The sequence below is a fragment of the Vibrio fujianensis genome (assembly GCF_002749895.1).
In the GTDB taxonomy this organism is placed as follows: Bacteria; Pseudomonadota; Gammaproteobacteria; order Enterobacterales; family Vibrionaceae; genus Vibrio; species Vibrio fujianensis.
In genome coordinates, this window is record NZ_NBUS01000054.1 from 552,556 (window position 1) to 558,793 (window position 6,238).

A 6,238-nucleotide genomic window follows, 5' to 3' on the forward strand; every position below is an offset into this window, starting at 1 on the left:
AATATAAACGAACCATACCGATTTGTTCTTATTCGCGGGCAACATCATTCTCTCCTCCTTTTTCGGTATGATTCCTTGTTTGATCAGGTGCTGCTTTATCTACTGCTTCGATCTTACCTTGAGCGTCCATCTCCTCATACCATAAATCATGATGCTCTTTCGCCCATGTTTCATCGACTTTTCCTGTCACCATTCCTTCAAGTGCTCCTTCCATGCCAAATAACCCAATATAGATATGGAAGATAAACCCACAGATCAAAATCAATGCAGAGACCATATGGATTAAATTAGACAATTCCATATCTCGCCGTGTTTGACCAAAAATAGGAAAATCTAGGATCAACCCGCTGATAGCCGCGAAGGTTCCAAACACAATTAATAACCAATAAATGGCTTTTTCTCCGCCATTAGAAAAACCGGCAGAAGGGTGTGTTCCCTTATATTTTCCAGCCATTCCACCCAATTTAAGGAACCACTGAATATCGATTTTGTTAAATAATGATTTTCGCCACCACTTCAATAAAATCAAGATCAACAAAATAAAGAACAAGGGCCCTATGTAGTTATGGTATTGTTTTGCTGAGTAAATCACCATTCCCCACCAGTCTGTTGGAATATAAGGCTTGAGAAAGTGTTTCCCATAAACAAGCATTAAGCCACTAAAGGCTAGGGTCAAAAAAGTAAACGCCATGCACCAGTGCAAGGCTCTGTCTAATCGAGACCAGCGAGTGAGTTTTCGCCCGGTGCGCGGTTGACTCAGCATCAGCGGCCCTAATAACCAGTAGGCCATAACGACCATGGATATACTACCAAAAATAGCAATCGCTCCCGCGGGGGACATCCATTTCTCTTTTAGCACAAACCAAGTTTCTCCTGGCGCGCTGATCAAAATACCATGCTCTGGAAATGTCGAAGTGGTATAGCCTTCTTGTCCCTGTCGAACTTGTCGCCAATAATCTGCGCCTGCGAGCTGAGTGATCTCTCGTTGTGCCACTTCCGATTGAGCCCCTTCTTTAGCATTAGAGGGTAGAGCCAAAAGGCTCAACCACACTACCAGTATCGGTAACATAAATTGTGTGGCCCACACTATCTTGTGTCGCATACCGATTAGCTCCTTGTCGCATCAAAAGCAAGATCTTCACCATCTGTCCATCCGGCCCCTTTCGCACCTCGCTCTACCACACGTTGACGAAAAATATCAGACACTTTTTCCGCATCACCTGCAAGTAGTGCCTTAGTTGAACATAAAGATGCACACATAGGGAGTTTCCCTTCTGCAATACGATTGGCTCCATATTTGCGACGTTCTTCTTCTGAACCGGGTTCTGTCTCTGGCCCACCAGCACAGAATGTACATTTATCCATTTTCCCTCGTTCACCAAATGCGCTTTGTTTAGGGAATTGAGGTGCTCCAAACGGACATGCAAACAAGCAATAACCGCAACCAATACAGAGATCTTTGTTGTGTAAAACAATGCCGTCGTCGGTGTGAACAAAACAATCTGCCGGACAAACCGCCATGCAAGGCGCATCAGTACAGTGCATGCAAGCAACCGAGATTGAGTTTTCTCCGGGCTCCCCATCATTGAGTGTCACCACACGTCGCCGCTGAATCCCCCACTCTAAGGCATCATCATTTTCATTTTTACAAGCAGTAACGCAGCCATTGCACTCAATACAGCGCTTGGTATCACAAAGGAATTTCATTCTAGCCATTGGTTCGCTCCTTACGCTTTACGAATATTACAGAGGGTGACTTTGGTTTCTTGCATCTGAGTTACCGGATCATAACCATAAGTGGTCGCAATATTTGCTGACTCACCAATGACATAAGGATCAGTGCCTTCTGGATATTTATGACGCAAATCTTCACCTTGAAACTTGCCTCCAAAATGGAAAGGAATAAAGGCCATACCCGGCTTCACTCGACGGGTAACCATGGCTTTAACATGAATACGACCTTTTTCTGCGCCTTCGACCCACACCATATCACCATCTTTAAAACCTAGATCGTTAGCATCTTTCGGGTTTACCTCAACAAACATCTCTTGCTGTAGCTCTGCCAACCAAGGATTTGAGCGAGTTTCTTCGCCACCACCTTCATACTCAACCAGACGACCGGAGGTCAGGATGATCGGGTATTCTTGCGATTTATCGATGTCTTGAATGGATTTATATAACGTCGGCATCCTAAAGATGGCGTCTTTATCGTCCCAAGTTGGATAATCGGCGATCAGATCTCGGCGAGGGGTATAAAGCGGTTCACGGTGTAAAGGCACTCGATCAGGGAAAGTCCACACAATGGCTCGCGCCTTTGCGTTACCAAAGGGAATGCAACCATGTTTAATCGCCACGCGCTGAATGCCACCAGACAAATCTGTTTTCCAATTTTTACCTTCAGCAGCCATTTTTTCTGAATCGGTAAGGTCATTCCACCAACCAAGGTGCTTCAAGAGTTTGTCATTAAACTCTGGATAGCCATCTTCAATTTCACTCCCCTGAGAAAAACTCTCTTCTGCCAATAATGATTGACCTTCAAATTCGACCCCATAACGCGCACGAAATGTACCGCCACCTAAAGCGACGGGTTTAGAGGTATCATAAAGAATATGAGTTCCTGGATGTTTTAACTCAGGCGTGCCCCAACATGGCCAAGGCAAACCATAAGTTTCACCATGAATGGGGCCGCCTTCCGCTTGTAACGTCGTTTTATGGAAGGTATGCCAATTTTGTTGATGAGCTTTCAAGCGCTCAGGGCTTTGACCAGTATAACCGATGGTCCACATGCCTCTATTAAACTCACGGGTAAGATCTTCAATAAGAGGTTGATCGTTTTCAATATGAATATGCTTAAAGAGCTGCTGCGAAAATCCTAATTTTTTACTGAGCAGATACATAATTTCATGGTCTGGTTTCGACTCAAACAGCGGTTCAATGACTTGATCTCGCCACTGAATAGACCGGTTAGATGCCGTCACGCTACCATAAGTTTCAAATTGCGTGGTCGCTGGCAATAAATACACACCGTCATGACGCTCGTTCATAACCGCTGCCACGGTTGGATACGGATCCACAATCACCATCATATCGAGCTTTTGCATGGCTTTTTTCATTTCGACACCACGCGTTTGGGAGTTCACTGCATGGCCCCAATAAAACATAGCTCGAATATTCTCTCGCTGTTGAATATTATGTTTATCCTCTAAAACTCCATCTATCCAACGAGAAACCGGAATACCAAAGGTATTCATCGGCTTGCTGCCTCCATACGTACCACTATCAAATCGATTTGCAATCCAATCGAAATCTAAATCCCATACTTTAGCCCAATGACGCCACGCTCCCTCAGATAGACCGTAATAACCAGGGAGAGAATCAGCCAATACACCCAAATCGGTTGCGCCTTGCACATTGTCATGACCACGGAAAATATTCGCGCCACCGCCGGCTTTGCCTAAGTTACCGAGCGCGAGTTCAAGCACACAATAGGCACGGGTATTATTATTACCTGTCGTATGTTGTGTGCCACCCATACACCAGACGACACAACCAGGACGGTGTTCAGAAAGCAATTTAGCGGTTTGATAAACATCCCGTTCACTCACCCCGGTGACGCGCTCGACTTCTTTAGGATGCCATTTCGCTACCTCTTGGCGAATTTCCTCCATGCCAAAAACACGCTGGCGAATGAAGTTTTTATCTTCCCATTGATTGTTAAATACATGCCAAAGCACACCCCAAATAAATGCCACATCGGTACCGGGTCGAAGAGAGACATAGTGATCGGCTTTGGCTGCCGTGCGCGTCCGACGAGGATCGGCAACAACGATCTTACAATTATTCTTTTCTTTAGCGATCAAAATGTGCTGCATCGCAACGGGATGAGCTTCAGCGGGATTAGAACCAATAAATAGAATCGATTTACTATTGTGCATATCATTAAATGAGTTGGTCATTGCACCATAACCCCAAGTGTTCGCAACCCCTGCGACCGTCGTGGAGTGACAAATACGAGCTTGGTGATCGACGTTATTGGTTCCCCACAATGAAGCCATTTTTCTAAATAGGTAGGCTTGTTCGTTACTATGCTTAGCACTGCCTAGCCAATAAACTGAATCTGGTCCTGATTGTTGACGGATTTTTAATAATTCATCGCCTATTTCATCAATCGCCTGCTGCCATGAAAGTCGTTTCCATTGGCCACCTTCAAGCTTCATCGGATATTTTAGTCGTCTTTCGCCATGACCATGTTCACGCAGCGCCGCTCCTTTAGCACAATGTCCGCCCGCGTTAAACGGGTGATCAAACGCCGGCTCTTGCCCCGTCCATACACCATTTTGTACTTCAGCATAAATACCACAACCGACCGAACAATGAGAGCAAATGGTTCGTTTAATCTCTGTTTTTACATCACGCTTAACCGTATTGGCTTGGGCTTTTTTGATCATTCCCGGAGCAAAGAGCGCTGAACCGACCACCGCACCGCCAGCAGCAAGTGAACTATTTTTTATAAAAGTTCGACGACTAAGACCTAACCTATTGGGCTGCTTCTCTTTCTGTTCAGAACGTTTAATGAGTTTCATCACGCTCTCCTATAATGTTTCGTAATAATCGCGGATATGTTGGGTTTCGTGATAACCTTTTTTTAATTTTGGTTCGCTTTCGGGCTGTGGCTCAGCCGCAATGGCAGATTGGCCAACACTGGTAATCACACCACCAGCAACGGCAGCACTGGCTAAACTTTTTAGCATCTCTCGTCTACTGGTATTGATAGGTTGTTGTGCTTTTTTCATACTTTGCTTCCTTTTCCCGTTCTAAGTAACCTAGAGGTCGTAGCCATCGGCTGGTCTACTAACGGTTATTATGTACGACTGACTACTGGACTAAATTTTTGACTCTCATGGTATGAGTATTAGGTTTACTGGCCATGGTTACTGGGCTCATTTGAATTTGCTCTAAGTAAAAAAAAGCCTGCATTAAAGCGCCAATTGCGCGATAAAAATGAGCATGTGCCGCCTGTTCAATTTGTTGCGCCAACTTTACAAACCATGGAGCGATATGACGATTGAAAAAAGGTTGTTGATGATCGGAGGATTCAGTAATTAAAAAAGCCATACTTTCACACAAGGCAGAGATATGGTCCTCTGGCTCTTTGACCACATCATTGCGTGACAAACCTAGTTCAGCCATATGTTGACGAAGCTCAGCCAATGGTTTTTCCATTAAAGACCCTGTCATGTGCCATGAGGCAAAAGGCACAACTTCACCCCGACCAATACCAATAAAGACTGTTTGATATTCCTCTTCTAATTGATTGAGATCGGATTGACGTGCCGCATTCGCTACATCAAGCCATGCCTGACTGATGACACTCGTACCCTCTTCAACCTCTAATTCGGCAAGAAACTCTTTTTGCTGCTGGTTAGGAGCACGGCGAAATAATGCAGCTAAAAGAAGATAGATGTCGGCGCGCATTGCGTCTGCTTGTTCCATTATAACGACCTCAATAGTGGAGTTGTTGCTCTGGGTTTTCTGCCATAGATTCAAAAATATCGATAACTCGGCAATCTTCACACATAGCGATTCGGTTTATCGCAGTTTGATCAGAAAAGTGAGAGTGACCGCGTAACTTATCTTGTAACATAGAGATCATCGATTGCGGAGCAAATGCTTTATGACAACGTAGACAACGAGCAGGTTGTTCTTGGTGTAAAACTTGAGCCGACCGACGCTCCGACGCATTCCAATTCATACGAGGTATTGCCGTTAACGCTTTTTCTGGACAGGCAGCAACACACAAGCCACACTGCACACAATCTTGCTCAACAAAATTTAATGATGGAATATCACCACTGTGGTGTAGGGCTCGAGTCGGACACACGGCGACACAACTCATGCATAAGGTACAATCTTGGCTTGCGCATTCAATCCGGCCAAAAGGGGCTGAATGGCTAAGCGGCAACATTTCTGGCGGCTGCGGTAATAAGGAAACGAATCCATCTAAGGCTTGGTATAACCGCTGGCGTTTATTCCCGGAAAGCTCTCCTATTCGTAAATCAAAATCATCTGTGCATAATGTCGGAGCACTGTCACGCAATGATTCTAGATAGAGAATATCGATCGTTTCCTTGGCTATCCCCAATGATTCGAGCAAAGTCTGTGCTAATGCAACCTCTTGATTTAGTACTCGCAAAATCGTTTGAGGCATATGATGACTTGCTGCAAACAAAACTTGAGT

At 44.9% G+C, this 6,238-nt stretch carries 6 protein-coding genes; all 6 read right to left on the reverse strand.

What is annotated here, in order from left to right; all coding sequences use genetic code 11:
* Nucleotides 1-28 precede the first annotated feature (28 nt).
* Nucleotides 29-1,102, reverse strand: coding sequence for a formate dehydrogenase subunit gamma (locus tag B7C60_RS15620; protein WP_161428484.1), 1,074 nt, complete (start codon nt 1,100-1,102; stop codon nt 29-31).
* A 5-nt stretch (nt 1,103-1,107) separates the two neighbouring features.
* Nucleotides 1,108-1,716, reverse strand: a complete 609-nt coding sequence (fdh3B, locus tag B7C60_RS15625) for a formate dehydrogenase FDH3 subunit beta (RefSeq protein ID WP_099612440.1) — start codon at nt 1,714-1,716, stop codon at nt 1,108-1,110.
* An 11-nt stretch (nt 1,717-1,727) separates the two neighbouring features.
* Nucleotides 1,728-4,583 carry a formate dehydrogenase subunit alpha gene (locus tag B7C60_RS15630; RefSeq protein WP_099612441.1) on the reverse strand — a complete coding sequence of 952 codons (2,856 nt, stop codon included), beginning with the start codon at nt 4,581-4,583 and terminating at the stop codon, nt 1,728-1,730.
* Nucleotides 4,584-4,592: 9 nt separating this feature from the next.
* Entirely contained in the window at nt 4,593-4,793 is a 201-nt protein-coding gene (locus B7C60_RS15635) for a transcriptional initiation protein Tat (protein ID WP_099612442.1), read from the reverse strand.
* A gap of 82 nt (nt 4,794-4,875) precedes the next feature.
* Entirely contained in the window at nt 4,876-5,493 is a 618-nt protein-coding gene (locus B7C60_RS15640; RefSeq protein ID WP_237665784.1) for a TorD/DmsD family molecular chaperone, read from the reverse strand.
* Nucleotides 5,494-5,503: 10 nt separating this feature from the next.
* A partial coding sequence (locus tag B7C60_RS19730) for a 4Fe-4S dicluster domain-containing protein (protein ID WP_245869573.1) occupies nt 5,504-6,238 on the reverse strand: 735 nt, incomplete at its 5' end.